This window comes from Exiguobacterium sp. USCH10 (assembly GCF_037619445.1).
Lineage (GTDB): Bacteria > Bacillota > Bacilli > Exiguobacteriales > Exiguobacteriaceae > Exiguobacterium > Exiguobacterium aestuarii_A.
Genome location: NZ_JAQPZO010000005.1, coordinates 177,654 through 203,692, shown reverse-complemented (window position 1 = coordinate 203,692; position 26,039 = coordinate 177,654). Strand labels below are relative to the sequence as shown.

General features: G+C 48.9%; 32 protein-coding genes. 5 read left to right on the top strand and 27 right to left on the bottom strand.

The genetic code is table 11. The features are described 5' to 3' along the window. Positions 1 to 170: 170 nt before the first annotated feature. From PQI28_RS10300 to PQI28_RS10285, 4 genes are all read right to left on the bottom strand, one after another. Positions 171 to 1,238, bottom strand: coding sequence for a DUF389 domain-containing protein (locus tag PQI28_RS10300; RefSeq protein ID WP_339963231.1), 1,068 nt, complete (start codon positions 1,236 to 1,238; stop codon positions 171 to 173). Between the two features lie 134 nt (positions 1,239 to 1,372). Beyond that, on the bottom strand, positions 1,373 to 2,266 hold the full coding sequence (locus PQI28_RS10295) for an aldo/keto reductase (RefSeq protein ID WP_339963230.1): 894 nt from the start codon (positions 2,264 to 2,266) through the stop codon (positions 1,373 to 1,375). After that, positions 2,263 to 2,766, bottom strand: a complete 504-nt coding sequence (locus PQI28_RS10290; protein ID WP_339963229.1) for a cupin domain-containing protein — start codon at positions 2,764 to 2,766, stop codon at positions 2,263 to 2,265. Before PQI28_RS10290 ends, PQI28_RS10295 begins: the two co-directional genes overlap by 4 nt. An 81-nt stretch (positions 2,767 to 2,847) precedes the next feature. Next, entirely contained in the window at positions 2,848 to 3,174 is a 327-nt protein-coding gene (locus tag PQI28_RS10285; protein ID WP_012727011.1) for a winged helix-turn-helix transcriptional regulator, read from the bottom strand. 264 nt (positions 3,175 to 3,438) lie between these two features. Between PQI28_RS10285 and PQI28_RS10280 the strand changes: the two genes are divergently transcribed. From PQI28_RS10280 to PQI28_RS10270, 3 genes are all read left to right on the top strand, one after another. After that, complete coding sequence (locus tag PQI28_RS10280; RefSeq protein WP_339963228.1) at positions 3,439 to 4,641, top strand: MFS transporter; 1,203 nt, start codon at positions 3,439 to 3,441, stop codon at positions 4,639 to 4,641. Positions 4,642 to 4,651: 10 nt separating this feature from the next. Continuing rightward, on the top strand, positions 4,652 to 5,599 hold the full coding sequence (locus PQI28_RS10275) for an LLM class oxidoreductase (RefSeq protein ID WP_214785958.1): 948 nt from the start codon (positions 4,652 to 4,654) through the stop codon (positions 5,597 to 5,599). A gap of 84 nt (positions 5,600 to 5,683) precedes the next feature. Next, entirely contained in the window at positions 5,684 to 6,793 is a 1,110-nt protein-coding gene (locus PQI28_RS10270; protein WP_214785960.1) for a low temperature requirement protein A, read from the top strand. Between the two features lie 37 nt (positions 6,794 to 6,830). Here the strand turns inward: PQI28_RS10270 and PQI28_RS10265 are convergent, their stop codons facing one another. From PQI28_RS10265 to PQI28_RS10200, 14 genes are all read right to left on the bottom strand, one after another. Continuing rightward, positions 6,831 to 7,259, bottom strand: a complete 429-nt coding sequence (locus PQI28_RS10265) for a CBS domain-containing protein (RefSeq protein WP_074033810.1) — start codon at positions 7,257 to 7,259, stop codon at positions 6,831 to 6,833. A gap of 256 nt (positions 7,260 to 7,515) precedes the next feature. Next, the gene (locus PQI28_RS10260) at positions 7,516 to 8,319 is read right to left on the bottom strand and encodes an alpha/beta fold hydrolase (protein ID WP_339963227.1); all 804 of its coding nucleotides are present in this window, start codon (positions 8,317 to 8,319) and stop codon (positions 7,516 to 7,518) included. Positions 8,320 to 8,394: 75 nt separating this feature from the next. Next, positions 8,395 to 9,507, bottom strand: coding sequence for a M14 family metallopeptidase (locus tag PQI28_RS10255; RefSeq protein WP_339963226.1), 1,113 nt, complete (start codon positions 9,505 to 9,507; stop codon positions 8,395 to 8,397). An 87-nt stretch (positions 9,508 to 9,594) separates the two neighbouring features. Continuing rightward, positions 9,595 to 9,993, bottom strand: coding sequence for a hypothetical protein (locus tag PQI28_RS10250; RefSeq protein ID WP_214785966.1), 399 nt, complete (start codon positions 9,991 to 9,993; stop codon positions 9,595 to 9,597). Positions 9,994 to 10,107: 114 nt separating this feature from the next. After that, positions 10,108 to 10,575 carry a flavodoxin family protein gene (locus PQI28_RS10245; RefSeq protein ID WP_214745811.1) on the bottom strand — a complete coding sequence of 156 codons (468 nt, stop codon included), beginning with the start codon at positions 10,573 to 10,575 and terminating at the stop codon, positions 10,108 to 10,110. 55 nt (positions 10,576 to 10,630) lie between these two features. Further along, positions 10,631 to 11,059: a hypothetical protein gene (locus tag PQI28_RS10240; RefSeq protein WP_339963224.1), complete on the bottom strand. Its 429-nt coding sequence runs from the start codon at positions 11,057 to 11,059 to the stop codon at positions 10,631 to 10,633. 8 nt (positions 11,060 to 11,067) lie between these two features. Beyond that, the gene (locus tag PQI28_RS10235; protein ID WP_339963223.1) at positions 11,068 to 11,718 is read right to left on the bottom strand and encodes an SIMPL domain-containing protein; all 651 of its coding nucleotides are present in this window, start codon (positions 11,716 to 11,718) and stop codon (positions 11,068 to 11,070) included. A gap of 33 nt (positions 11,719 to 11,751) precedes the next feature. Next, a complete protein-coding gene (locus tag PQI28_RS10230; RefSeq protein WP_339963222.1) occupies positions 11,752 to 12,501 on the bottom strand; it encodes a hypothetical protein in 750 nt (249 codons plus the stop codon). After that, complete coding sequence (locus PQI28_RS10225; RefSeq protein WP_339963221.1) at positions 12,498 to 13,040, bottom strand: RNA polymerase sigma factor; 543 nt, start codon at positions 13,038 to 13,040, stop codon at positions 12,498 to 12,500. Before PQI28_RS10225 ends, PQI28_RS10230 begins: the two co-directional genes overlap by 4 nt. Before the next feature lie 113 nt (positions 13,041 to 13,153). Next, positions 13,154 to 13,324 carry a hypothetical protein gene (locus PQI28_RS10220; RefSeq protein WP_224861835.1) on the bottom strand — a complete coding sequence of 57 codons (171 nt, stop codon included), beginning with the start codon at positions 13,322 to 13,324 and terminating at the stop codon, positions 13,154 to 13,156. A gap of 23 nt (positions 13,325 to 13,347) precedes the next feature. Further along, on the bottom strand, positions 13,348 to 13,884 hold the full coding sequence (locus PQI28_RS10215) for a DUF2812 domain-containing protein (RefSeq protein ID WP_271305350.1): 537 nt from the start codon (positions 13,882 to 13,884) through the stop codon (positions 13,348 to 13,350). Beyond that, positions 13,881 to 14,204 carry a PadR family transcriptional regulator gene (locus tag PQI28_RS10210; protein WP_337874849.1) on the bottom strand — a complete coding sequence of 108 codons (324 nt, stop codon included), beginning with the start codon at positions 14,202 to 14,204 and terminating at the stop codon, positions 13,881 to 13,883. The genes PQI28_RS10215 and PQI28_RS10210 overlap by 4 nt, the downstream gene beginning before the upstream one ends. Positions 14,205 to 14,316: 112 nt before the next feature. Then, on the bottom strand, positions 14,317 to 15,384 hold the full coding sequence (locus PQI28_RS10205) for a glycoside hydrolase family 5 protein (RefSeq protein ID WP_337874848.1): 1,068 nt from the start codon (positions 15,382 to 15,384) through the stop codon (positions 14,317 to 14,319). 97 nt (positions 15,385 to 15,481) lie between these two features. Beyond that, positions 15,482 to 16,474, bottom strand: a complete 993-nt coding sequence (locus PQI28_RS10200) for a tRNA dihydrouridine synthase (protein ID WP_012727027.1) — start codon at positions 16,472 to 16,474, stop codon at positions 15,482 to 15,484. A 138-nt stretch (positions 16,475 to 16,612) separates the two neighbouring features. Here PQI28_RS10200 and PQI28_RS10195 point away from each other — a divergent pair, with 138 nt between their 5' ends. Continuing rightward, entirely contained in the window at positions 16,613 to 17,140 is a 528-nt protein-coding gene (locus tag PQI28_RS10195) for an AAA family ATPase (protein WP_337874847.1), read from the top strand. Here PQI28_RS10195 and PQI28_RS10190 read toward each other — a convergent pair. Beyond that, positions 17,132 to 17,572 carry a hypothetical protein gene (locus tag PQI28_RS10190; protein WP_337874846.1) on the bottom strand — a complete coding sequence of 147 codons (441 nt, stop codon included), beginning with the start codon at positions 17,570 to 17,572 and terminating at the stop codon, positions 17,132 to 17,134. The genes PQI28_RS10195 and PQI28_RS10190 overlap by 9 nt on opposite strands. Positions 17,573 to 17,778: 206 nt before the next feature. Between PQI28_RS10190 and PQI28_RS10185 the strand changes: the two genes are divergently transcribed. Then, the gene (locus tag PQI28_RS10185; RefSeq protein ID WP_337874845.1) at positions 17,779 to 18,447 is read left to right on the top strand and encodes an excalibur calcium-binding domain-containing protein; all 669 of its coding nucleotides are present in this window, start codon (positions 17,779 to 17,781) and stop codon (positions 18,445 to 18,447) included. 43 nt (positions 18,448 to 18,490) lie between these two features. On the opposite strand, the gene PQI28_RS10180 is transcribed toward PQI28_RS10185, so the two are convergent. The 8 genes from PQI28_RS10180 to gatC form a co-directional block, all read right to left on the bottom strand. After that, the gene (locus PQI28_RS10180; RefSeq protein ID WP_337874844.1) at positions 18,491 to 19,105 is read right to left on the bottom strand and encodes a hypothetical protein; all 615 of its coding nucleotides are present in this window, start codon (positions 19,103 to 19,105) and stop codon (positions 18,491 to 18,493) included. A gap of 10 nt (positions 19,106 to 19,115) precedes the next feature. Next, positions 19,116 to 19,649, bottom strand: a complete 534-nt coding sequence (locus tag PQI28_RS10175) for a GNAT family N-acetyltransferase (protein ID WP_337874843.1) — start codon at positions 19,647 to 19,649, stop codon at positions 19,116 to 19,118. Next, entirely contained in the window at positions 19,646 to 20,239 is a 594-nt protein-coding gene (locus PQI28_RS10170; RefSeq protein WP_337874842.1) for a dihydrofolate reductase family protein, read from the bottom strand. The genes PQI28_RS10175 and PQI28_RS10170 overlap by 4 nt, the downstream gene beginning before the upstream one ends. A 72-nt stretch (positions 20,240 to 20,311) precedes the next feature. Continuing rightward, positions 20,312 to 21,673, bottom strand: coding sequence for a 23S rRNA (uracil(1939)-C(5))-methyltransferase RlmD (rlmD, locus tag PQI28_RS10165; protein WP_337874841.1), 1,362 nt, complete (start codon positions 21,671 to 21,673; stop codon positions 20,312 to 20,314). A 55-nt stretch (positions 21,674 to 21,728) separates the two neighbouring features. Beyond that, on the bottom strand, positions 21,729 to 22,727 hold the full coding sequence (locus PQI28_RS10160) for a diacylglycerol kinase (RefSeq protein WP_214745761.1): 999 nt from the start codon (positions 22,725 to 22,727) through the stop codon (positions 21,729 to 21,731). 63 nt (positions 22,728 to 22,790) lie between these two features. Beyond that, a complete protein-coding gene (gene gatB / locus PQI28_RS10155) occupies positions 22,791 to 24,221 on the bottom strand; it encodes an Asp-tRNA(Asn)/Glu-tRNA(Gln) amidotransferase subunit GatB (protein WP_339963220.1) in 1,431 nt (476 codons plus the stop codon). Between the two features lie 12 nt (positions 24,222 to 24,233). Further along, positions 24,234 to 25,676 carry an Asp-tRNA(Asn)/Glu-tRNA(Gln) amidotransferase subunit GatA gene (gene gatA / locus PQI28_RS10150; RefSeq protein WP_074036499.1) on the bottom strand — a complete coding sequence of 481 codons (1,443 nt, stop codon included), beginning with the start codon at positions 25,674 to 25,676 and terminating at the stop codon, positions 24,234 to 24,236. An 11-nt stretch (positions 25,677 to 25,687) separates the two neighbouring features. Then, positions 25,688 to 25,978, bottom strand: coding sequence for an Asp-tRNA(Asn)/Glu-tRNA(Gln) amidotransferase subunit GatC (gene gatC / locus PQI28_RS10145; protein ID WP_012727041.1), 291 nt, complete (start codon positions 25,976 to 25,978; stop codon positions 25,688 to 25,690). Between the last annotated feature and the right edge of the window lie 61 nt (positions 25,979 to 26,039).

Here is a 26,039-nt window from a genome sequence, read left to right as displayed (position 1 = left end):
ATGAAGAAGCTGGCCAACCTGTTGGCCAGAAAGGACTGTCTACATAACATTTCTTCAATCTTTTGTCGGACAGAACGACTCAAGCTCGTTGAACATAAAAAAAGACGAACCAAATCGCCATATGCGATTTGGTTCGTCAACAGCCTGACCATCGAAAAATCGATGGTCTTTTAGTTTGGATTGATTTCGTTCTGCAGTTCAAACGGCAAGTCTTCTAAATCAATCTGACGGCTGTCGAACAAGTTAAACTGTTGGAGACGACTCTCGAGATAGTCTTGTAAAATGCGAGCTGCCTGTTCGCCGGATAATCCATTCAGATCCGGCACTTGTGTCACGGAGAGTTCGATGGTGCGAAGCCCGTAGTCCGGCAGCCGCGATTCGATGTCGGCAAGTTCTTCTTCGGTCAACCGTTTCCCTGTCGTCGTCACGAGAAGGAGATTGTCATCTTCCTGATAGTCCTGACTGATAATGATGGCGTCTGAGAACTCTTCTTCGATGAAATTGTTGATTCCCGTCCGGACAATGCTGTCTTGAACGAGCGTTGCGGCCGAAAAGATACTCGGAACGACGATGAGGACAGATAAACCGATGAGAAGTCGATTGATTTTTTTATGGTTCGCATCTTGTTTCGTCAACACTTGAGAGATGCCCATGAACTTAACACCGATGAACGTGGCGATGGCGATGAACGCACAGTTGATGACGAACAGGTAGCTCGACCCGATTAAGTAGTCGAGATTGCGTGTTGCAATCGAATAGCCGACCGTACAGAGCGGGGGCATCAAGGCGGTCGCGATGGCGACACCTGGGACGATGTTGTTACTCATTTTCTTTTGCGCCCCGATAATCCCGGCGGTTCCCCCGGCGAAGGCGATGATGACATCCCAAATCGTCGGTTCGGTCCGGGCGATGATTTCATTACTCGCATAGGTGATTGGGGAGATGGCGAAATAGATGGTCGCGACGGTGAGACTGACCGCAACTTGGACGAGCAGTAAACGAACACCTGCCCGCAATAACTTCATGTCATAAAGCGACAAAGCTAGACCGATACTCAAGATTGGTGTCATCAGTGGCGAGATTAACATCGCCCCGATAATGATGGGAATGGAGTTCATATTGAGTCCAATGGATGCGATAAAGATGGAACACATCAAAATGACGGAATCACTTGGTCGTACCTTTAAATTCGTGTACATCTTGTCTTTGAATTCTTCGGCGGTATACGTCTGTTCCATTCTGGTTTCAGCTCCCTTGTCGTATCGATGTCATCCACACAAGCAAGTCCTTTCTTTATTTACCCGCAACACGAAAGCGACAATCGATTTCGGCAAAAGAAAAACTGGACCTTTGATTGGTCCAGTTCACATTATTAAATGACATCTAGCGGTTGTTTCGTCGTCGGTGGTGGGAATACTTCATCGAGCGCCGCAAAATCTTCCTCACTCAAATCGAGCAAGAGCGCTGCCGCATTCTCCTCGACGTGCTCGGCCTGCCCCGCTTTCGGGATGGCAATCACATGTCCGCTCCGAACCGTCCAGGCGAGTAAAATTTGTGCGACCGAGGCACTATACGCCTCTGCGATCCGATTGACCGTCTCGTTTTCGAAGACGTCTTTTTTCACGTCACTTCCCTCGGCGAGCGGTGCGTACGCCATGACCGGGATGCCTTGCTCTTTTAGATATGGAAGCAGGTCATACTCGATCCCTCGACTGCCAAGGTGATAGAGCACTTGGTTGACAGCACAATTATCTCCGTTAGGTAAGGCGAGAAGTTCTTTCATATCCTCAACGTCGAAGTTCGAGACACCCCATGCCCGAATCTTGCCGTCTGCCTTGAGCTGCTCCATTCCTTGAATCGTCTCCTCGAGCGGGGCATCGCCTCGCCAATGGAGTAAGTAAAGGTCGAGATAATCAGTCCCGAGTCGTTCGAGTGACGCGTCGCATGCTTTGACGAGTTTGTCGCCGTAAGCGTTGTATGGATACACTTTCGAGACGAGGAAGACATCTTCGCGTCGATCTTGAATGGCTTCGCCGACTAACTTTTCCGACTCCCCTTCCCCGTACATCTCGGCTGTATCGATGACATGAAGTCCGCAGTCGAGTCCTGTCCGAAGCGCTTCCACCTCAGCGTCATGCTTCGACTTTTCTTCCCCCATACGCCATGTTCCTTGCCCGAGTGTGCGCATCTCCCGTCCGTCTTTCAATTCGACGACATTCTGTTTCAATGCCGCGAGTAATAAAGAATGTGGTAGTCGTTGATTCATAACGTTTCCTCCTTTGTCCATGCTTCATGTAACGGTCCCGTCGTCCCGAAGACAGGGTCGAACGTCGGTTTCTCGACTTGTTCGATTCGCTTTATATTGTCCGGTCGTTCTTCCGTCTTCCCGGTCAACGTGTCATAGTCACGACCGTCCGGGTATGCCCCGACGACTTGAAAGTCTCTGCTCGCCTCGATGCGCCGATGTCCTGTTCCCGCCGGCAAGACGAGGACATCACCTGCACTGACGCGTACGAGATCACCATTCGTTCCTCCGAGTTGAAGGGTCGCCTCGCCGTTTAATACGCCCAACACTTCATGCGTGTTGCTGTGATAGTGATGATAATCTAACACCCCGTTCACCCAACTGTTCGTCCATTCATTATGAGCGAACGTTTCTTGCATCCCGCTCGGGTCATCAAAGACACCACGATAGAGAAGCGCCGGATAGTCGGGATGATTCGGGATCGAGCCGTCATCTGTAAACAAAAAAGTTTTCAAGTCCATCCTAAGTCCCTCCTTGTCTCTGTCCCTGTACCCGACTTCCCCACACAAAAAACGGTCGCCCTCTATGGACGACCGTGATTGTTATGAGATGACCTCTTCTCCAGACTGGTCGATATGGCACTCGCCCCAGGCGCACATGGCGTCTAAAATCGGTTTAAGTGACCATCCATACTCTGAGAGTGAGTAGATGACTTTCGGTGGAACTTGTTCGTACACCGTACGCACGACGACCCCGTCCGCTTCAAGCTCACGCAATTGTTGGGTGAGCATCTTCTGGGTGATGTTCGGCATGAGTTTACGCAGCTCACTCGTCCGACGCTCTCCTTTGATCAAGTGACACATGATGACGACTTTCCATTTACCGCCGATGACGTCAAGTGTCGCTTCGACCGGAATATTATATGGCATATCATTTCCTCCATTTCTCCCATAGGCACTTTTTGGTGCCTATCGCACTTTAAAGTACGTACTTCTCAAACGGTTTTCATGCCCTTATGATAGCAACTATAGCAAATCAATACAAGTTCATTTCGCTCGTAGAACCCTCTTGAGACGGTAAGGTACTTTTTCGACCGTACTGAACAAATAGAGGAAAGTGAGATGTCTTTGCTATCGGGAGACGAAGGGCCCTCGTCTTCCACACCATTTTTCATCAACTAGGAGGAACTACTCATGAATCAACCTATTTCACAACCTGTTGAAGAACAGGCACCTAAAAATGGAGGATTGGCGTTACTCGCCCTTGCCATTAGCGCTTTCGGCATCGGGACGACCGAGTTCGTCCCTGTCGGATTACTCGCATCCATCGCAAGTGACTTAAACATTGGGATCACACTCGCGGGTCTCATTATTTCGGGATATGCCATTGGCGTCGCCGTCGGTGCACCGATTTTAACGGCACTGACGAACCGAATGAACCGCAAGACGTTACTCATGGCACTGATGATCGTCTTTATCGGCGGAAACTTGGTCTCTGCCATGTCGACTAGCTTTGAACTCTTGATCGTCGCCCGATTTATCACCGCGTTCTCGCATGGTGTCTTCTTCTCAATCGGAGCAACCATCGCCGTACAACTCGTACCACCGCATAAAAAAGCGAGTGCCATTGCACTCATGTTCACAGGTTTAACTGTCGCGACTGTCACAGGTGTCCCACTCGGTACCTTCATCGGTCAAGCCTTCGGATGGCGTGCCACATTCTTTGCTGTCGCAGCACTCGGTGTCGTTTCAATCATCGCCAGCTTCTTCTTGATTCCGAAAGACTTGAAACAGTCGCCACCGGCGAAGTTCTCAGATATGAAGAAACTGCTCACGAACGGTCGTCTCATGCTCGGATTCTTGATCACAGCACTCGGTTATGGCGGAACGTTCGTCGCCTTCACGTACTTGACACCAATCATGCAAGACGTGACAAAAATTAGCCCGAGCTTGATTAGTGTCGTCTTACTCGTTTACGGAATCGCGGTCGCTATCGGGAACTCGGTCGGTGGAAAACTCGCCAACGAAAACCCGGCGAAAGCATTGTTCTATATGTTCATCGTTCACGCTGCCGTCATGATTCTCATGTCGTTCATGATTCCGTTCAAAGTGGCAGGTCTCATTGCCATCGTCTTGATGGGTCTCCTTGCCTTCATGAACGTGCCTGGACTTCAACTGTATATCGTGCAATTGGCTGAAAAATATGTACCGGCTGCTGTCGATGTCGCATCCGCACTCAACATCGCGGCCTTCAACATCGGGATCGCCCTCGGTGCGACAATCGGCGGACTCGTCGCCGATTCAATCGGACTCGTCCACACACCGTGGGTCGGTGGGATCATGGTCATCATCGCCGTCATCTTGACAGCCATCTCTCGTCGTTTGGAAGCAAACTAAGGAGGAGCTTATGTTCAACAATCATAAAAGCTACAACCGGATGTATCGGGAGGGCGAGCTTACGCTCGGCCTCCACATCCCTTTAGAAAATTTTAAAATGCGTACACCGACACTCGAACGTCAAGTCGAACTCGCTCAAAAAGCAGACGACTACGGCTTCACGGCGCTCTGGTTACGGGATGTCTTACTCAAAGACCCGAACTTCTTAGACCCTGCCGTCGGTCAGATTTATGACATGCTGATTTATGGGACACACTTACTCGGTCAAACGAAAAACATCGCACTCGGTACGTCCGCGCTCGTCTTACCGCTCCGCCATCCCCTTCGTTCAGCGAAGGAAGTCGCGACGATTGAGGCGTTATTCCCAGAACGATTGATTCTTGGGATCTCGTCAGGCGACCGTCGTGCCGACTTCAAAGGACTCGGCGTCGATCACCCGACACGTGGGGACCAGTTCAAAGAATCGCTTCGTGTCATGGAGCAGGCGCTCTATTACAATTACCCAACGATTGACTCACCTTACGGGGAAGTTGAACAGGCAACGCTCGTACCACGTCCGAAGAAACGAATTCCGACGATGATCACAGGCTTCGCACAACAAGATATGGACTGGCTCGGGGCGAACGGGGACGGATGGATGTACTACCCACAGGCACCTTTCGCGCAGCAGCAAGTGCTCGACGCTTGGCGTGAAAGCGGTGAAGCGCACGGTCGTGCTTTCCGTCCCTTCTCGATGCCGATGCATCTTGACTTGACGCATGACCCAGATGAGCCACCGACGCCAATTCGCCTCGGTTTCCGCCTCGGTCGCAACCACTTAATCAAATTGCTCGAAGCGTATCGTGCCATCGGCGTGAATCACCTCTTCTTCGCCCTCTTCGACGGAGAACGTCCGGCTGAAGAAGTGATCGATGAATTAGGAGAATATGTGTTGCCGCATTTCCCACCCCTTGATTGAGGTTTGCCCTTCATTTATAAAATGAAGGGTTTTTTGTGAATCGGACGGGTAAATAAAAAGGAATCTATGAAAAGGAGTCCTCTCATGCCTTCTCATCATGAAAAGGTAGAAAAGATTGAACTGTTTTTTGACTTGGTATTTGTATTTACGTTCATCCAACTCACATTGAAACTCGAACATCATTTGAGTGTTCATACGTTTTTAGAAGTTCTCGTCCTCATGGCTCTCATTTGGTACATCTTCGAAGGGTATATTTGGTTGACGAACACGACCAAACTGACAAGAAGGAACCATCAAATCTTCATGACGCTCGGGATGATTGGCTTTATGCTCATTTCCGTCGCCATCCCAAAAGCATATGTTCAAGATGGCTTCATTTTCGGGCTTGGCTTTTTAGTGATTGTCGCCGTGCATTCGACGCTATTCTTGTTGCACAGTAATGATGATACGAAAAAAGCGATGCTTGCCATCGTACCGTACAACGTCTCCTTTAGCATCATCATCCTCGTCGCTTCGCTGTTTGAGGGGAACGTACGCCTGATTGTATGGGGAATTGTCGCGATTGTCGCGGTATTAGGTCCTCTTGTACAGAAAAACAGAGGGCAGTTCGAAGTGTCGTCCTGGCACTTCCTTGAGCGTCATTACTTGATTCTCGTCATCGCCCTTGGCGAAACGATTGCATCGACCGGTCGAGCTGCGATTGATGAGGATTTAACCTCGGATGTCGTTCTGACAATGATTCTTGCCCTTATGCTGACCGTTCTGCTTTGGTACTCCTACGTGAAGGACGATGAAGCAAGAGAAAATCGTTTTCAAGACATGCATACGGATAAACGAGATCAGACAGCCAAAGCCGGGTTCTATTGGTCGCATCTTTCAATGTTCCTCGGCATCATCTTACTCGCCGTCGTCAAAATCACCATCGTGCACGATCCGATGCAGACACTCGATTTAGCACATCGGATCACGTTGTATGTCGCCATCGTCTTGTTTGGATATGGTGTCATTTACTTCAATCGCCTGTTCTTCAAAGTGTCGTGGAAGCGACTCGTGGTTCTTGCGGTCCTACTCGTCATCCCACTCATCGCACCCTATTTACCGGCAATCATACTTTTACTCGTGATCGCCTTGCTTTATTTCATCGCCATGATTGCTCCACTTCCGTTCTTGAAAACAAAACAGAAAGAAACGTAAAACAAGCCAGAACCGGGATTCGGTTCTGGCTTGTTTGTTATCGGACTTCATTCTCCAGTTGTTTCAACTTTGACGAATAATACTCGATGATGTCACGGCGTCGGATGATGCCGATGAAGTATTTGCCGTCATCGACGACCGGCACGAAGTTTTGATCCGTGATCGCATCGACGAGTTCTTCGATTTGGGCCGTAATGGATACCGGCTTATAGCGAACGCGTTGCTTGATATCTTTTAGACGTGTCCGGAGCACTTTTTCATAGTCTTCTTCCCCGCGAAGCTGTTCTGCGAGTGCCCAGAGTAAATCCCCCTCTGTCATCGTCCCGGCGTAAAATCCGTTTTCCGAAACGAGTGGGACAGACGTGAATCGATGATGCTTCATCTTTTCAAGTGCTTGTCGTACCGTTGATTCGGGGTCCAAATATTTGACGTCTTCTTTCGGATATAAAAAGAAAGCGATGTTCATTTAAATCTCTCCTCAATCTGTTAATCCACCCCGTTATTGTACCATGAATGGTAGGACAGGTTGAACTAAATCCATGTGCCTAGCTTTATTCATCCCCCTTTCTCCAAAACGACACAAAAAAACATCGTGACTCTTGTCACAGCGATGTTTCGGTGATTCAAAAGAATTGGAAGGGAACTCCAATTGATTTATACCCGTTTTAGTTGGTTCTTATCCATCTACACAAACAAAAAGACCCCCATCAGGAGGTCATAAATTATTTTACAAACTGTAAAAGTGTATCGTTAAATTTCTCACGCTCATCGAGAACTGTCCCATGCCCACTCTCTTCAAATCGTTCAATGCGGGCGTTCGGAATGCCTTGTTCCATCTGTTCTGCGAACTCGAATGGGCAGATTTTATCGTGCACTCCGTGAATGATTAACGTCTCAACGTCAACCTTTGGAAGAGCGTCACGAAGGTCTTCGTCTCGGAGCGCTTTTGCCGAGGCAATCGTTCCGTGACTCGAAGCCACGAGCGCAAGATGATGGAACCAATTCTGCATCGGTTTCGAATGTTCTTTTTCAAAGAAGATTTCCCCGAATCCTTCGAGCATCTTCGGCCGGTCGGCTCGCGTATCTTCGATCAACGCATCGACCTCGTCCGTCGTCATCCCGTATGGATAGTCTGGACGTTGTGTGAAAATTGGTGCCGCTGCTCCCGCTAACACTAACTTTTTCAGACCGTCTTCTTTATAGTCTGCTGCATATCGCACTGCAATTGCCCCACCCATCGAGAATCCAACGAGTGTGAAGTTTTTCAAACCAAGGCCGTAGACGACCATATGCACGTCGGATGCCATTGTCTCATAGTCATACCCTGTCGCTGGCGCATCGGATTTGCCATACCCTCTAAAGTCGATCCCGATATAGCGGTAGCCTGCCTCAACGAGTGCATTCTTCTGATACTCGAACATGTTGTTGTTCGCCGGCCAACCGTGTAAGAAGACAATCGGCTCCCCAGAACCGACATCCTCCACATATAAGTTTGTTCCGTCATGTGCTGTAATATATCCCATCATCCAACCTCCACATTTTTAATTGATTGTAAATACTCACAACCTACTTGTTCCCGTTTTCAAGCCTTAAAAACCCTCTCATGTGTCACGCCAGAGCGATTCTCCTTTTACATATCCTTCGATGGCTTTCGCCCCTTCTCGTAAAACCGCCTCTCGCCAGGATAGATCTTCCGGATAAAACATCGCCATGAACTCATTCTGAATCCCGTTACGCGCTTCGGGATCTTTCGTTCCTTCGAAGTAGAGACGATTCTCTAAAATAATTGTCAAAAATTCTCGAATCGAGGCTTTCGTCGATGTTCCGAACGTCCCGAATTCAAATAAGGCGGAGACAAGTCCCTTGTCCGGATATTCTGTGTCACGGACATAATAAAAATGGTTCGTCGAGTCCCCGAGCACCTCATCCGGGTCATATACCTTGACGTTATCGAGACCGTACGCCTGTTTTAACTCATCTTCTGATCGTCCGTCCCGCTTGCTGATGACCATCGTCACTTCGTTCGTCGGACCGAGCGCCGTATGCCAATCGAGATGGACCACTTTCTCGTAGCGCTCCAGTAAATCGTGTTGAATTCCTTTCAAGAAGATGGCGGACGGTTCGTCTTCATCTCCCCCGTAATACACCCCTTTCGGGAATTGATATTGCCCCATTCCTTTCGCCTCACTCATCGCTTTGAAGCCATCGAGCTTAATTCCGGAACCAAGGAATGAATAAATCTGTTCACGCGCCTCATGATAGTCGTCAATCACACCGTCTGGGACGAACAAATGGCGCATGAGTTCGTATTCACGATTCACGTTATATGGAACAGACTCACGATCAATGACGTAGTTTCGGTTCAAGTCGACGTTGTGCTCATTGACCCGACGGAAGTGTTTCATCCCCCACGGATTGACAGCGTGTATGAGACAGATGCCTGTCGTTTCATGTCGTACTTGGCCGAGTTGTATCTGTACGAATTGCTGTGTCACCGCGGCACCCGCATAGCCTTCGATCCCATGTTCCCCAATGGTCATGAGAAGCATCGCTCTCCGCTCTCGTTTCGGTTCACCTAGAATAATGTCAATGCTTTCGTCCCCAATCGAATGCGTCAAGAGCTCCGCTTTCGGATAAAATCGTTTCACCTCCGGCAACAAGTTGATGAACTTCTCTCGCGACTCTTCATAGGATGATGAAAAATACTGGCTCATCGCACTCTCCTCCAATTCTTTTCTCTTTACTCCATTCCCATCCTACGACAATCTAAAAACGCCTCCTGAAAGAGGAGACGTTTCGAGTCAAGGTGTCCGGATCCGTTTCGTATGTTGCCGTCGGAATGCCATCACGTAGAAAAGCGGCCCAATCAAGACGGCACCGAATAACCAATAGAGACCCGCGTTCGCATACAATCCTTCAAACGAACGGAACACCCAGGCGAAGACCGTGAACGCGACAATCAACTCGACGGTCCACAACAATCCGCGACGAACCGCTAGAAGAATCGTATTCGTTTTTTGGAAAAAGGCTGCGACAAAAGCAATCAGAAATGCTGGGAAACTCGAGAGCCACAACATGCGATTGAGTGAGGACTCGGCAAAGTATGAGTTTCCGAGAGAGACGGTGATGAGGAAGTGCACCAATATAACGAGCAAGACGACCATCCATCCGACGAAGACATCACGTTCCATTTTTCTCATCACAACCAGCTCCCTTTCTAAAGAGTTGAATACTAAGTATTTACCCGCTTTTTCAGCCTTCTCTTCCGCTTCCACTAAAAAAACGCATCCTGATTCCAGAATGCGTTTCACATATTATCCGACCAACTCCCGTGCCCATGCTTTCGCACGTTCGAGCTCGCCTTCCTTCAGCATCTCCGTCTTCCCATCAACCAAGAACGATTCTTTTTGAACGTTCGTCGCGCCTTTTTCAATCATTTCCCCTTCGACGCGATTGACCGCATGACCGAACCAGTCGATGATTTTACCGAGAATCGGATTCTGTTTTTCTTTGACGACACTCGTATCAAATGCGGCCGTCCGCTTCCCGCGAAGCGCATTGTCCGAGATTCCGTCTAGAAACACTTTAATGTCCTCTGTCTCATAACCCCCATGTGTCGGTGAACCGATGACGACAAGGTCGACATGCGCCAAGTCACCAAGGCCGATGTTCAACACATGTTCCATGCGCGCCTCATGCTCTTTCGAAAGTTCTTCCTGCATCGCATGGGCAATCTTTTCTGTATGACCATACAACGAATCAAAGATAATCAAAATGTTCATGATGAATCCCCCTTTGCCGAACGTCTCTTTATCCCCTTCCCATTCCAACGTTCGTTCATGCTTCTTTTTTGTACAGTGAACTTCGCTTAAAGAGCGTCCAACTCACGATAACAATGCCGAGTACGAGCAAGATATAGCCGAAGAACGTGACAAAGTCGCGCGTGTGATAGGGTGCTTCAAATCGGTATTCCGCCCGTTTCCATTCCGATCCGTCCTCGACCGCAATGACATCTTCAACGGGCTCCCCGACGACTTCACGATACACCGTCCCGATCGGATATCCGTTCGAAGCATTCCCGTAGTAACGTCCCGTCTCATCGTTGACCGTTGTTTTTACTTCACCGATCACGTCACCGAGCGTATCTTCATCTAATGTCGTATCAAGTACTTCATATGCATTTCGGTCGAACACGACAAATATATATGCGTAGGAAAGTGCGGATACAGGAAGCGCAATCGATATAGCGAAAAGAGTCAGGATCATGAATCGCCTCATTTAAGACTCCAGACGAACGTCGCCGTATCGCTCACATCAATGTCATCCGGTTCGATTTCTGGCATCCGTGATTCGGAATAGACGACGTCCTGACTATAGAGGACGCTCGTTGGTGAGAATACGTGAATCTCTCCCCACGTGTAGTCAATCTGAAGCAAGTCTCCTAACGTTGCGCCTGCTCCATTTGCGAGAAGTTCCGCTCGTTTCTTTGCATTTTCCGCAGCGTTCACTAACAGCTGATCTTCGATTGCATTCGGGTCTTTCATCGTGAAACGAATGGAGAGCGTCGGATTTGCCCGGGATTGACTGATTTGTTCGATGACGTCCGATAGTATTGACGTATCGAGTGCAAATTCGAGCTTCGTCTTCTGCTTACAGACATATCCGACAAATCGCGACCGGTAATTTTCATCTCGATCACGATAGCGCTCGTATTCCGTATCGATGGAAAAGTCACTCGTTTTAAGGTCCGTTTTGTCAAAACCTGCGCGAGAGATGGCTATTTGAAGATGTGACACCGCAGTTGTCGCCTCGGTCATCGTGTCTTCATAACGCGGTGCTTTTGAGACGAGGTCCATGTGAATCACAATCAAATCTGGTCGAGATGAGACATTCCCCGTACCTTTTACCATAATCTTTCGTTCCATATCGTTCGCCCTCCTAATAATATGAGATGTAGATCATTCTGACTCTTTAAATCGTGAGATCATCCAACGTTCTATTCCATCTAAAGAATGCATATCTTGCAATGACGGATAAGCATCCCGTTCAAACAACAGTCCATTCGGAGTATCTAAAAACAGATAACGCTCCCCGTCCGGAAAACCGTAATCCGCAATATCTTTCAGTCGAAGCGTGGCCCCGTTTTGTTCCCAGATGAATTCGTCATCATATGGAATCGGCATAAAGATGCCCTCCATCCCTTGCTGTACGTTCGAGATGACGCTCGTATGCTCTGCCTGTCCGGTTTCCCCGATCGCATCGGCACGAACGACCAAATCTTGCCCGACTTGCACATCTCCCCGATACACATTCGATACGTGGATCGTGATAAGGGATTGATATGCAGTCTCTCCATTGAAATCAATCTCGATATGCCGGATGTCCGCGACTGTCCCTCTGATTACGACCGGATCCCATCTCGAAAAAAGTTCATCCTCTGTCATATCCATCAAGTTTTCCTGGGAAGTACCTTGCCGTATTTCTGATTCATCGACGATGTGAACCGAATTTGCCGTTGAATCCGTGGATAATGGAATACGTTCATTCCAAATGTTCGATGTGAAGAGCATGAATCCCGCAGCGGTGGCGAGTATCAGTCCCGCCCCCCATTTGAGTCGATGATAAGGTCTTCGCTCTATCGTCATGGATTCCTCTATATAGCGATCATCCACTTCCCCGAGTAGTCGAAGCAACTGTTCATTTTTCATATGCGAATCCCTTCTGCTTCAAGCGCTCGCTGTAATGCTTCACGCGTTCGCTTCAACGTCATTTTGACATGACTCTCCCCAAGTTGATGGTTTTTCGCAATTTCTTGAATCGACTGTAGATAAAAGTAACGCTGCATGAAAATCACCCTTGTCAGTCGAGGGAGCTCTGCTAGAAACGCGTTCAATAAGTCCACGATGTCTTTGTCTTTCATCGACACCGTGAGGACGTGTTCCAATTCTTCATAGACGAGTGGCACTTCTCCACCTCCCCGTTTTTTTGCATGATTCTTCTTATAACGCTGCAGTGCGAGATTCCGTACAACCTTCGTCAAATACGCCCCGAGTCGAAGCGGACGCGTCGGAGGGATTGACTCCCACGCTTTCATATATAAGTCATTCAGACACTCTTCCGTGTCTTCGTGATTTTGCAGAATGTTATACGAGACGCGATGACAATAGTTCCCATATTTCTTTTTCGTGGCGACAATCGCATACTCCGATCGTTCCCAATACCAATCGATAATGACCTGGTCATCCATCCCTTCCCCTCCTTTTTCTTTCTCCTCATTTATATAGATGCCAATCCAGTATAATTCGTCACAACATATTAAAAAAACCTCGTCATCGAGACGAGGAATGTTCATCTTATTCATTATTTCTTCCAAATCGATACGGCAAGTCCTCCGATATAGCCAACCATCGCTCCGCTCGCGATGCCGTATGTCAGCTGTATATCGAAGAAAAACGAGAGGATTACACCGAGTGTTGTCCCCGCAATCAATCCAAAACAAATGATACAGTCCTTCCATTCTCGTGAATCCATCTTGCTCCTCCTTACCCATCCGCTCAATCTGACGACTTCATCTCTCCAATTGCTTTAAGACCTTTTAGTGTCCTGACTTTTCGTGTGTGATGCTGGACGGCATAGGCCAACATCGCGACGACACCTATGTTCAATAAGATGGTCCACTGCGCATATGGATTGGAAAAATTCGCTACCACCACAACAAAGTTGGCGAGTCCCACTGCGCCATACAGTTGGATGATTCGTTTTTCTCGCTGAATCATCGAGTCAAAATCCGAATACAATTGGAACGGCCCGTCACTCGTTCGTTTTCGTAAGAAGATCCACCGATACGACGTGTCGACCACTTCGATGCCCACTTCATCCAGGAATGCCATATACGCCTTCGACTCGGGGTGCGAAGGTAAGTTGGATAACAATTCGATTCGATACGTGTACGTCTCAGGTTCGACTTGTTTGAACACATATCGCATCAAACGAAAGGATTCGAGCGCCCATCCGGTTTGAGCCATCTCATTGAGCCATTTCTCTTCCTTCTCATAATCAACAAATATGCGATAGACCGTTTTCGTCTTCATGTGTCCAACTCCTTTGTCCACTCATGACCGTGCCGCACCAATTCTTCCAATCGTTTTAATTCAATCTGAAGTGCTTCTCGACCAGCATCGGTGATTTCGTACTCTTTTTTCCGTCCCGTTCCTTCAAGTGCTTGAATCCAACCTCTTTCAACCAAACTACTGAGAGCTCCATATAACGTACCGGGTGCGAGATGAACTCGCCCATGACTCAACTCCTGGACAAACTGCATCATGCCGTACCCGTGCCTCGGAACTTGAAGGGACAATAATATATAATAAACCGCCTCGGTTAGTGCGCCTGTATTCGACTGTTGTGTCACGTATCCTACTCCTTTATATCGTGTTTCGTTATATCGTCATCCGATATATTAAAATTATCCTATTTTGGTCAAAAAATCAATAAAATCCTGTCTGCATCCATTGCAGACAGGATCATGTTTTAAATAATGTAAGGGCAAGATCACGTTGTTGATCCGATTGCATAAGCGATGATTGGGCATCTGAACGAAACAGTCCCATGACTGTCGACTGAAAGTCCCAATACGTAAATCCAATGCCCGCTTCATTTAATAATGTGATGACATCATTCACGTAAGCCAAACCACCTCGCCCATCTTCAAAACAATGATGAATCAAACCGAACTCGCTGATGAAAATCGGGACCTCATGCATCACTCGTAATTGAAGAAGCGGTTCGAGCTGTTTAGCAAGATATGACCGACAGCGTGGCATATAACCTGCAAGTGTAGGCTCTAAAAGAGAACGATCCGGATAAACGCCACCCTCTTCATGAACACCAACCCACTCCGCATACTGATGCGTATACGAAAAAGGATCGTAAAAGTGAAGGTCATACATCACATTCGGGTTATCCAGCAAAATCCAGTCTCTCAACAGGCCGTCGTGTTTCATACCATCCGTACCATAACATGGCGCGACAATGAAAATACGTTTCGAATCGAGAGCATGTAGTTCGTTCACAGTCGACTGAAGTAATTGACGATATGTTTCTCCAGTCCCATCGATTGTGGCGGGAGCATTGAATAAATCGAACGCTGCTATCGCCTTACCACGTGTCGTTCCTTTATAACGTGTCAGTAACGTCTGCCAAATCCAACGAAATCGTTCCTGTTTCGAGAGATCGCTCCAAAGTGAATAATCGGGTTCTGGACGATCGTCCATCCAGTCCGCTCCCGGCGGCAAAATTAGACAAAGGATGACGTACAACCCGTTCGCTTGAGCGAAATCAAGTTGTCGATCTAACCATTCCAGGCCGGCTGTTTCCTCTAAAAACGGTTCACGTTCAATCAGGCGAGCGTGGAACGTGAGACGCACGACATTTGCTCCTACTTCTCGCATAACACGATATGGCTCGTCCGTTGGATACAGTTCCGTAACTACTTGTGTCGGCTCCCAATATAAAGCCGTCAACGTGAAACCACGCAACCGAACAACGTCTCCTGCCGCATTGACTAAATGTTGTCCTTGAACGTGTAGCATTCGCTTTCCTCCCTTTTTCACTCTCCTGTTCTCATTCGTCCCATAAATAACTTTTCCTGCAAAAAAAAGATACGAGTACGCCTCGTATCCAATAAGCTTATTCGGCAGCCAGCGCTGCCTCTTCTTCGTGATATTTCTCGACGAAGGCATCAAGCAACGCCCGTACCTCGTCCGTCGATTTCGTTTCCATTAGATTATGACGGAGTTCGCTCGCCCCGCGGAATCCTTTGACATAAATCTTGAAGAAACGATGCAAGTTCGAAATCGAACGTGGCACGTCTTCTTGGAATTTGTCTTGAAGGTCCAGTTGCAGACGCAACAAGTCGAGATGTTCTTCCATCGAGTGCTCGCGCGGCTCTTTCTCGAATGCGAACGGGTTTTTGAAAATCCCGCGACCAATCATGACACCATCGACCCCGTACTTCTCAACGAGCTCGAGTCCCATTTGACGGTCGAGGATATCTCCGTTGATGGTGATGAGCGTATCCGGTGCAATCTCGTCACGCAACTTCACGATATCCGGGATCATCTCCCAGTGCGCGTCGACTTTACTCATCTCGTTGCGCGTGCGCAAGTGAATCGACAAGTTGGCGATGTCTTGTTTCAAGAGATGCGTCAACCAGTCGCGCCACTCGTCGAGCTTCGCGAAACCGAGACGCGTCTTGACACTGACCGGGATGCCGCCGGCTTTCGCCGCTTGAATGAGCTCAGCCGCGACTTCCGGACGAAGAATAAGCCCGCTCCCTTTTCCACGTTTTGCGACGTTTGGGACTGGGCACCCCATATTGATGTCGAGTCCTTTATAGCCCATCTCGGCCATCCCGATACTCATCTGACGGAAGTATTCCGGATTGTCTCCCCAGATGTGGGCGACCATCGGCTGCTCGTCTTCCGTGAATGTCAAACGGCCACGTAGGCTGCCTTTCCCTTCAGGATGGCAATAGCTATCCGAGTTCGCAAATTCCGTGAAGAAGACGTCCGGGCGTCCCGCATGAGCGACGACGTGGCGGAAGACGACATCGGTCACATCTTCCATCGGGGCAAGTATAAAGAATGGACGCGGAAGGTCGCGCCAAAAGTTTTCTTTCATCGTAAAATCAGTTCCTTTCATCCATACAGTCCAACAAAATCACTCATCTATTCTATTATGTCTGTCGGATTGTATCAACTGTTTCACCACACCGTTCGATATAATAAAGGAACAATGACAATGAAATGAGGAGTAGGAATGATTATATGGATCAACGGCGCTTTCGGTTCAGGCAAAACCACATGTGCTAATATACTTCAGAAACAACTACCAAACGCATTTCTCTATGACCCGGAGCAGGCTGGATTTTTCATTCGGGATCAATTACCGGAGAGCCTTCAGCAACCTGATTTTCAACATCACTCAGAATGGCGAGAGTTCAATTATCGAATGCTTTTGAAAATCGCAACGTCCTTTGATGGGGTTATCCTCGTTCCGATGACACTCGTTGACGCAACGTATGTAGATGAAATCATCGGACGGCTTCAACGGGAAGGCGTCGATGTACGACATATCATTCTCGAAGCGAATCGACGGACACTCGTGAAACGATTGAATAAACGATTCGAGTGGTTCAACTCTTGGGGGAAGTCTCAAATCGACCGCTGCCAATCCGCATTCGAATCTGACATCCACGCAGAAAAAATTGTAACGGATTATCAATCAAAACAAGACGTCGCGAGAGCAGTCGCTCAACATGTGGGACTTACGCTTTCTTCAAAGTGATTCAGATTCATACATTTCTTCCACAGGTTCGTCTTCCCATTGGATGACGAGCTCGCTTGCATAGGAGAGATTCAACTCCACCGTCTCACATGTCGTATCCGTCAACCACATGCAACGGAATAACAGCTGACGGTAACCATACAACTCATCGACAATCTCGAACCGCCCACTTTTGACGAACTGACCGAGTTGCTCGATTCGACACATCGAATAGGTCGTTTCACCAAATCGTGTAAGTGAAGAAGAGTCCCAATCGATGTTCGGAATCGTCACGGTGGCACGTCCTGTCCACACCGCTTCCTTCTTGAACAAATCTCGGATTCCATCCGCAAACACGAGACGGATCGTCGAACCCGTCACAGTCGCTTCTGTGATGACGGCATCATGTAAGGAAAGCGGGACGTTACGGTTTCGAATCGTATATTGTTTCATCAAATCCCTCCTTTGTGTATCTATCTTCTTCGTGAAAATTCACTTCTTACCTTTCTCATACATCTCCCATAATCAGCAATGAATTGAAAAAACAATAATCAATTGAAAACATACTTCATTCATTCCGTTTACAAAATGAAAAACTGGTAAAATAAATATAAATAAGTGGGTCGTATTGGATATCGTAGATGAAAGGAGGATATAGTATGGAAAATATTTGGGTGATAGGGCTATTTCTAATGATTTTGCTTATCGCAATCACTTTTTTACTGAAAAATTACGGTCAACAGCCACGATTTCCTTCTCGATTCTTCATCATTTTCTCAGTCCTCTCTTCCGTTCTTCTATTAGCATCTTGTAGTTTTGAAGAGTCGATTCCAGTTGAAGAGTACGAACAAGATTTATCGCTCGTAGAGGAGAAATTGAGTTCCGCCAATTCTGAGAAAGAAAAATTACAGAATCAATTGGATTCCTATTTGTCTGAAAACGAAGACTTACGTCAACAACTAACGGACGCTAAAGAATCAACGAATCAGAAACTAGCAGAAGCCGAAACAAAATTACGTGAAGAGTTCGAAAGTGAGTTGAAACGCGTAAAAGAAGAAGCTGCGCAACAATTAGAGGAGGAAGTTGCTTCGGTTCGAAAAGAAGAGCAAGAGAAGTCGGCAGCGGCCATCGCAAAAGTGAAACAGGAACTTGAACAACAAGCACAAGCTTCGGAATCGACCAAATCGAATACTCAAACGTCACAACCCTCTGAGAATTTCCAAAACTGTACAGATTTACGCGGAACCTATCCAGGTGGCGTGTCTTCCGATCATCCAGCCTATCAATCTAAGATGGATCGTGACAACGACGGCTGGGCATGTGAATGATTACTTTTCGTAAAAGGAGTGGACCATCTTGGATTCACTCCTTTTACAATTGTTTCTGAAACACATAATTCTCCGCTTGTTTCGTATATCGAGGACCTTTCATCGTCTTCTTCACTTCTGCGATATCGACGACTTTCCCTTTCGGTAATTGGAAATACTCGTTGAGACCCGCCTGAACGAGTTCATTCGCTCTTCCCATGACCGCAATCAATTCGAACCCCTCATCAAATCGTGCCAGCGTCGCGTCTCCATGACTATCATTGCAGAGCAAGATGCCGCCCGGCTTCAAATAGTGCTTCGTCGCCTGACCAACCAATCCAGCATACTGTGAGATGATCAAATCGACCGGTTCGATATCGAGCGGCTGCGTATAATCCTGACCAAAGAATTCAATCGTACACGGCTCATCGTATTCTTTTCGTTTATCCATCAATTCCTGTACCGTTTCGAGGTGCTTGAAGAAACGAATCGTCCCTTTGAAACTGTCGACATAGATGACGTGAGGGATAACAAAGGATGGTGCGATATCGACGTGACTTCCAGGATAAAGCGCCCGCTTCACGTCGAAGGTTCTCGCAATCGTTTTATATACTCGTTTCCGGTCACCAATTTTTTGTGCGTACGCCTCATACGTGTCTGACACTTGTTCACGGTTCATCTGGACCCTCCTAGTATAAGTATCCGAGCAAATCAAGCTTTCCATCGGTCCATCGTTTGTCTCCCACCTGACGAATCATCAATTCTTCAAATCGTGCTTCCCCGATTCCTCGTGTCGTTTGATTCTCGTCATTGATTTGAAGCCACGTGCATGTATTGGATACCGTGTGAAACCCAATGCGTTCGTAAAGATCTGGTCGGTCAGCGAACAACAGGAGAAAGTCGATTGGGTACGCTTCCCCGAGCGCGATGACTTTTTCCATTAACGCCCGTCCGACCCCACGTCCCCGCACTGCTTCCCGTACGCATAAATCGATGATGCCAAGCACGTGAATCGGAGTTCCATCCATATTCATCACACGAAAATCTAACCCGACTTGTCCGATGATTTGTTGATCCTCATACGCGATGAGCCGAAGATGCGGCAGTTGCTTAAAGTAGCGGCGATTCGGATAAATGGAAGGAAATGAATGCTGTAATAGCTCAATCAGTTCCGTATCCATCGATTCTGAAATGGTCATCTCGAGGTGCTGCTCGATTCTCATAGCCCCTCTCCATCTTGTTGAATACGTTCGTAGCGGACGATACTGACTCCGTTCGGCATCAGCTGTTGCTCGACTACATCAAGTTGAAGTGGCAAGATGTTTCCATCTGGGAAAAGACGTTTTCCAGAACCAATGATAATCGGATACATGATCAATCGGTATTCATCGATGAGGTCGTTCGCGAGTAACGTGTGTACGAGTTCACTGCTGCCCCAGACGTGTAAATCCGGTCCGTCCTGTTGTTTGAGTCGTTTCAATGATTCGACCGGGTCTGTCAGAAACGTCGTTGATTCCCATTGTGAATCATGTGAATGCCTACTAACCACATACTTCACTGCACGGTTGGCTTCCGGCCAAATGTCATCATGTTTTGGCCAGTAACTCGCCCACTGATCATATGTTTTTCGACCAAGTAACAGATCAAACTCACTGTGCATCTGCGTTCGAATCCAAATGCCGAGCTCTTGACTCGAAAACGACTCTGTCCATCCTCCATGCATGAAATCCCCGCTCATGTCCTCTTCTTTTCCACCAGGTGCTTGAATGACACCATCCAATGACAAATGTTCTAGAACAATAATCTTCCTCATCTCCGACTCCCCTTTCGGCTGTTTGCAAAAAAATCCCTCGATTGAATCAATCGAAGGCATCATACATTCATCTTATTCTACTTTCTCCATCCATGCCACCGTCTCCACATGCGCCGTATGCGGGAACATGTCGACCGGTGTCACTTCCATCAAGCGATAGCCACGGTCGGCGAGATAACGCATATCACGTGCTTGTGTCGCGACGTTACATGAGACGTATACGATTCGCTTCGGTCCCATCTCGACCATCGTCTCGAGGAATGACTCGGCACATCCTTTTCGTGGCGGGTCGACGACGATCACGTCCGGGTTCACACCGTCTTTCTTCCACTGTGGGAGCACATCTTCGGCCGCTCCACATGCGTACGTCACGTTATCGATCTCATTGACGAGCGCATTTTGTTTCGCATCCTCGATTGCTTCCGGTACGACTTCGACACCGTAAACGTGTGCCGCTTTCCGGGCGAGGAAGAGGCTGATTGTCCCGATGCCACAATACGCATCGACGACTTGCTCCGTACCTGACAGTTGTGCGTATTCTAACGCTTTCCCGTACAGCTTCTCCGTTTGGACCGGGTTCACTTGGAAGAACGAGTGCGGGGAAATCGTGAACGTGAGTCCTGCGATTTTGTCCTCAATCGTCTCATGGCCGTAGAGCAACTTGTTCGTCGCCCCGAGGATAACGTTCGTCTTGTCAGGGTTGACGTTTTGCATGATCGACGTCACGTCCGGGAGACGCTCGACGATGTCCGCGACAATCTCATTCACGCCTTTTAGTTTCGTCGTCTTCGTGATGAGGACGATCATGAGTTCACCTGAATGGTACCCGTAACGGGCCATGACATGACGAATGACCCCGCGGCCTGTCTTCTCGTCATACGCTGGCACGCCTCGTGCGTCCAATACATCACGGACGACTTGGATCGCCTTGTCATTGCGCTCATCTTGAATCAAACATTCGCTCATCTCGACGATGTCATGCGAACGAGGACGATAGAAGCCCGAGACGAGACGGTCTCCTTCTTGTTTGAACGGGACTTGTGCCTTGTTGCGGTAGCGCCAAGGTTCTGGCATCCCAATCGTGTCATGTACCGGTACATCGAACTGACCGAGTCGCTTCAGCGCATCGACGACGCGTTCCCGTTTCTGGCGAAGTTGTCCTTCATAGCTGAAGTGTTGTAGCTGGCAGCCACCACATTGATAAAAAATCGGGCACGGCGGCTCGACGCGGTCGGCACTCGCTTCTTTCACGTTCAACAATCGGGCGAACCCGTACTGCTTGTTCGTCTTCGTCACGACGATTTCGACCGTCTCTCCTGGCAACGCGTTCGGCACGAACAATGTATAGCCATCGACACGCGCCACACCCGCTCCTTCATGGGTTAGGTCGTGGACGTGGACATCGAGACGATCATTCTTTTTCACTGGTAGCATACGAATGCTCCTTCCATTACAAATAGGAATGACTGATGTCGTCATTCCTATCTTTTCACTCTGCTTTATCGAGCGAAACATTGAACAATTGCTTGATCATCTGTTCGCGTTCATATTGTGCATTTAAATCTTCCATCTCGCGGATCCGGGCGTTCGGTGCGAGCACCGTCAAGTGACGGAACAAGTTCCGCATCTCACCTGTGCACTCCCCTCCATATTCTCCGTCGATGTTCAGACTCATCGGCTCGGTCGTCTTCATCTTGACGCGGCTCGTCTTCACATGTTCGACGAGTGGGCTCGACAAATGTTCCCCGCGGAGGAGAAGACGGACGACATGGATGAATTCAAACAAATTACATTTCCGAAGGATGAACAAGTCGAACAACCCGTCATTCAACGACGCGTGCGGTGAGATTTTTTCAAATCCACCGACTGAATTCGAGTTCGATGTGAGGAAGACCATGACTTCGCCTTGGAATGTCCCTTCATCGTGCTCGAGCTCGATATATGTCGGTTTGATGAGTGGCAGTTTCTCCATTCCCTTCACGTAATACGCGAGCTGTCCGAGTGCCGTCTTCAACTTCGATGGCACTTCATACGAGAGCTCGGTCATGATTCCACCACCAGCGATATTGATGAAATAGTGGATATCACCTTTCTCGCCTTCGATTTCCCCAAGGTCGACCGGCATCTCGAACCCGTCACAAATGACGTCGAGTGCGCCGACGACGCTCAGCGGAATCCGCATCGCCCGGGCAAAGTCGTTCGTCGTCCCGACCGGAATGAGACCGATCGTCGGACGATTCTCAAGCGGTGCGAGCCCTGAGATGACTTCATTCAATGTCCCGTCTCCACCTGCGGCGATGATGAGATCGAACTCGGCCGCTGAGGCCCGTTTTGCTTCGAGCGTGGCATCACCAATCGCTTTCGTCGCATACGTCGACGTCTCATAACCCGCATCCTCGAGGCGGTTCAAAATGTACGGGAGTTCCCGTTTGATCACTTCTTTACCAGATGTCGGGTTATAAATGACCCGCGCACGTTTCCGTTGCATATTGATTCTCTCCCCTGTGCTCAACTCGAGCGAAAAGCGAGACACAAGTGTCTCGCCGCCTGCTTAGCGTTTTGCGATCTCTTCGTGGAACAAGCCATCGAGGAGTGCCGGGTTCGCCATCCCTTTCGTCTGTTTCATGATTTGCCCGATGATGAAGCCTTTCGCACGGTCTTTCCCGTTCTTGAAGTCTTCGATCATTTGCGGGTGTGCCTCGAACAATTCGAGGATGTAGCCGCGGAGCAAGTTCTCGTCCGAGATTTGGGCGAGACCGTTCGCTTCGACATACGCTTTCGGCTCTGCGCCCTCTTCCATCATCGCTGTGAAGACACGTTTCGCAATCTTCGATGAAATCGTCCCTTCCGCAATCAAGCGGATGAGTTCTGCGAGTGATTCCGGTGTCAACTTCATCGTTTCGACCGTTTCATTCGACTTGTTCAAGTGACCGAGCACTTCACCCATGAGCCAGTTCGCTGCTGCTTTCGGTTCAGCTCCAGCCGCTGTCGTCGCTTCGAAGAAGTCCGAGAACTCACGCGTCGACGTGAGGGCTTTCGCGTCGTATGCCGAGAGACCGTATTGGCTCATGTAGCGTTCACGACGTGCTGCCGGCATCTCTGGAATCGTCGCGCGAATGCGCTCTTTCCACGCCTCATCGATTTCGAGACGAACGAGGTCCGGCTCTGGGAAGTAGCGGTAGTCCGCTGCCCCTTCTTTGACACGCATGAGAATCGTCTTTTTCGCTGCTTCGTCGTAGCGGAGCGTCTCTTGACGCATGACGCCACCTGAGAGAAGCAATTTGCGATGACGCGTCTCTTCAAAGTCGAGTGCCTTCAAGACGTTCGAGAACGAGTTCAAGTTTTTGAGCTCTGTCTTCGTGCCGAACTTCTCTTGCCCGAATGGACGGACCGAGATGTTACAGTCACAGCGAAGCGATCCTTCTTCCATCTTGACGTCCGAGACGCCAGCGAACGAAAGGACCTCTTTCAAACGTTCGAGGTACGCGACCGCATCTTTTGGTGAACGCATATCTGCTTCACTGACAATCTCGATGAGCGGTGAGCCGGTCCGGTTGAAGTCGACGACCGAATGCTTCTCGCCCGTGTGGTTCATCTTCCCAGCATCTTCTTCCAAGTGCACGCGCTCGATACGGAATCGTTTCATCTCGCCATCGACTTCGACGTCGACGTAGCCGTTTGAACCGATTGGCTTGTCAAACTGCGAGATTTGATACGCTTTTGGCGTGTCTGGGTAGAAGTAGTTTTTACGGTCAAATTTCGTATCTGTCGCAATCTCACAGTTGAGTGCCATCGCCGCTTTGATGGCGAGGTTGACCGCTTCTTCGTTCAATTTAGGCAAGACGCCCGGGTGTCCGAGACAAATCGGACACGTCTGTGTATTCGTTTCGGCACCGTAAGTGCGTGAGCAGCCACACCAAATCTTCGACTTCGTGCTCAGCTCGGCGTGCACCTCGATCCCGATGATCGTTTCAAAGTTCATCGTACGTCCTCCTTAGAGCTGTGGCATCTTGAAACCGCCGTTTGCTTGTTCAAAAGCATGGGCCACGCGGTAAAGTGTTGATTCATCAAAGTAGTTCCCGATAATTTGAAGACCGACCGGAAGACCTTCTGAAAGACCTGCCGGGACCGAGATCGCCGGGATACCGACCAAGTTGACCGGAATCGTCATGATATCGTTCGCATACATCGTGAGCGGATCGTCGAGCTGTTCGCCTAGTTTGAACGCTGTCGTCGGTGCAGTTGGTCCAACGATGGCATCATACTCTTCGAACACTTTCGCGAAGTCCTGCTTCATGAGGGTACGGACTTGTTGTGCTTTCTTATAGAACGCATCGTAATAACCAGAGCTGAGCGCATATGTCCCAAGCATGATCCGGCGTTTGACCTCGTCACCGAAACCTTGTTCACGCGAATACGTGAACACTTCGTCGAGTGTGTCCGCTTCGGCACGACGTCCGTAACGGATGCCGTCGAAACGAGCCAAGTTCGAAGAGGCTTCTGATGATGCGAGCAAGTAGTAAGCCGAGAGCGCGTACTTCACGGACGGAATCGAGACCGTCTCGATCGTCGCACCGAGAGACTTGAGCGTCTCAATCGCTTTTTCAATCTGTTCGCGGACACCAGGCGCGACGCCTTCTGCCATGAACTCTTCCGGGAGGGCAAACTTCATACCCGTCAAATCTTGGTTGAGCGCTGCCGTATAGTCCGGCACCTCGACCTCGGCTGACGTCGAATCCATGTCACAGTGTCCTGCAATCGTATTCAATAAGTAAGCATTGTCTTCAACGGTACGCGTGAGCGGACCGATTTGGTCAAGTGAAGACGCGAAGGCAACGAGGCCGAAGCGTGAGACAAGACCGTATGTCGGTTTCATCCCGACGACACCGCAATATGCGGCTGGTTGACGAATCGAACCACCCGTATCCGAACCAAGGCTAAAGAGGACTTGTCCAGCTGCGACTGATGCCGCTGAACCGCCTGAAGAACCTCCTGGTACACGTGTCGGGTCCCATGGGTTACGGACCGGTTTGAACGCCGAGTTCTCGTTCGATGAACCCATCGCAAATTCGTCCATGTTCAACTTCCCAATCGTGACGGCACCAGCATCATGAAGACGCTCGACGACTGTCGCATCGTGGGCCGGGACGAAGTTCTCGAGGAACGTCGAGGCACATGTCGTGCGCATCCCTTTTGTGACGATGTTATCTTTCACACCGATTGGCATCCCGAAGAGCGGGTTATCTGATGTTTTGGCGAGCTCATCCATGCGTTTCGCTTGCTCGAACGCATCTTCATTGAGCGTCAAAAACGCACCAATTTTGTCATCTGTCGCTTCGATGCGGTCGAACGACTCTTTGACGAGGTCCGTGACCGTGACTTCGCCTTCTTTTAATAGCGTATGCAACTTCGCTACACCGTGGTCAAATAAACTCATGAAAGGCCTCCTTACTCAAAGACCGCAGGGACACGGACTTGGCCGTTCTCCCAGTCAGGTGCCATCCGTTCGACTTCCTCACGTGGAAGCGATGGACGAACCTCGTCTTTGCGTAGTACGTTTTTCAAATCTAGGGCATGGGTCGTCGGTTCGACGCCCGTTGTATCCAGCTCATCGAGTTGCTCGGCGAACTCGAGAATTTTTGTCAATTGCTCCGTGAAGTGCGTCACTTCTTCATCCGTGATCGCAAGTCGGGCAAGTCCGGCGACGTGCCGAACTTCAGCTTCTGTAATACGAGCCAAAATTCCCACCTCCAACAGTTTTCAATACATCGTTCATTATCATACCACTTTTTCATAAGAC